General features: G+C 67.2%; 1 protein-coding gene. It reads right to left on the bottom strand.

Translation table 11 applies throughout. The features are described 5' to 3' along the window. Positions 1-1,920, bottom strand: a 1,920-nt coding sequence (gene uvrB, locus NBZ85_RS30730) for an excinuclease ABC subunit UvrB (protein ID WP_261563381.1), incomplete at its 3' end; no start/stop codon positions are given. Positions 1,921-1,950: the final 30 nt, after the last annotated feature.

Raw genomic sequence — 1,950 nt, forward strand, 5'->3', positions numbered from 1 at the left:
CTTCATGCCCGGCACCGGCGCCCTGCCCCGAGACTGCGACCGCCCACCCCCACCGATCAGCTCGCCGTCGGCGGACTCACGAACCATGTCGTCGAGGATGTCGACGACCTTCTTGCGCAGCGGCTGCGGATCGAGGCCGCGTTCGGTGTTGTAGGCCATCTGCTTCTCGCGGCGCCGGTTCGTCTCGTCGATGGCATGGCGCATCGACGGGGTGATCTTGTCCGCGTACATGTGTACCTGGCCGGAGACGTTGCGGGCGGCGCGGCCGATGGTCTGGATCAGCGACTTGTCGGAACGCAGGAAGCCTTCCTTGTCGGCATCGAGGATGCTCACCAGCGACACCTCGGGCAGGTCGAGGCCCTCGCGCAGCAGGTTGATCCCGACGAGCACGTCGAAATCGCCGCGGCGCAGCTCGGTGAGCAGCTCCACCCGCCGCAGGGTGTCGACCTCGCTGTGCAGGTAGCGCACCCGGATGCCGAGTTCGAGCAGGTAGTCGGTGAGGTCCTCGGACATCTTCTTGGTCAGCGTGGTGATGAGTACCCGCTCGTCCCGCTCCGCGCGCAGCCGGATCTCGTGGACGAGATCGTCGATCTGCCCCTTGGTCGGCTTGAGCACGACCTCGGGGTCGAGCAGCCCGGTCGGCCGGATGATCTGCTCGACGATGCCGTCGGCCCGGCCCAGCTCGTAGGGGCCAGGCGTCGCCGACAGGTAGACCGTCTGGCCGATGCGCTCCAGGAACTCCTCCCAGCGCAGCGGGCGGTTGTCCATCGCGCTGGGCAGCCGGAAACCGTGCTCGACGAGATTGCGCTTGCGGGACATGTCGCCCTCGTACATCCCGCCGATCTGGGGGACCGTCACGTGCGACTCGTCGATGACGAGCAGGAAGTCGTCGGGGAAGTAGTCCAGCAGGGTGTGCGGCGGGGTACCCGCCTCGCGGCCGTCGATGTGCCGGGAATAGTTCTCGATCCCGGAGCAGAAGCCGACCTGGCGCATCATCTCGATGTCGTAGGTGGTGCGCATGCGTAGCCGCTGGGCCTCGAGCAGCTTGCCCTGGCGCTCCATCGTCGCGAGGCGCTCGTCGAGCTCCGTCTCGATCCCCGCGATCGCCCGCTCCATCCGCTCCGGGCCGGCGACGTAGTGCGTCGCGGGGAACACGAAAATCTCCTGCGCCTCGCGGACGATCTCCCCGGTCAGGGGATGCAGATAGGTCAGCCGCTCGATCTCGTCACCGAACATCTCGACCCGCACGGCGAGCTCCTCGTAGACCGGGAACACCTCCACCGTGTCGCCGCGGACCCGGAAGGTCCCCCGGGTGAAGGCCAGGTCGTTGCGGGTGTACTGGACATCGACGAAGCGGCGCAGCAGCAGGTCCCGCTCGATCTCGTCGCCGACGCGCAGCCGCACCATCCGGTCGATGTACTCCTGCGGCGTGCCCAGGCCGTAGATGCAGCTCACACTCGCCACGACGATCACGTCGCGCCTCGTGAGCAGGTTCATCGTCGCAGAGTGCCGAAGGCGCTCGACCTCCTCGTTGATCGAGGAGTCCTTCTCGATGTAGGTGTCGGTCTGCGCGATGTAGGCCTCGGGCTGGTAATAGTCGTAGTACGAGACGAAGTACTCGACCGCGTTGTGCGGCAACAGCTCGCGGAACTCGTTGGCGAGCTGCGCCGCGAGCGTCTTGTTCGGCGCCATCACCAGCGTCGGGCGTTGCAGGCGCTCCACGAGCCATGCCGTCGTCGCCGACTTGCCGGTGCCGGTCGCGCCGAGCAGGACCACGTTGGTCTCCCCGGCCTGCACCCGCCGGGCCAGCTCCTCGATGGCAGCGGGCTGGTCACCCGACGGAACGAAGTCGGACACGACCTCGAACGGGGCGCGCGTCCGCTCGATGTCGAGACTGGGCCGTTCGAACGTTGTGCTCACGTCCTCTAGAACACCACAGCCCTCCGACAG

The organism is Frankia tisae, from assembly GCF_025403405.1.
Lineage (GTDB): Bacteria > Actinomycetota > Actinomycetes > Frankiales > Frankiaceae > Frankia > Frankia tisai.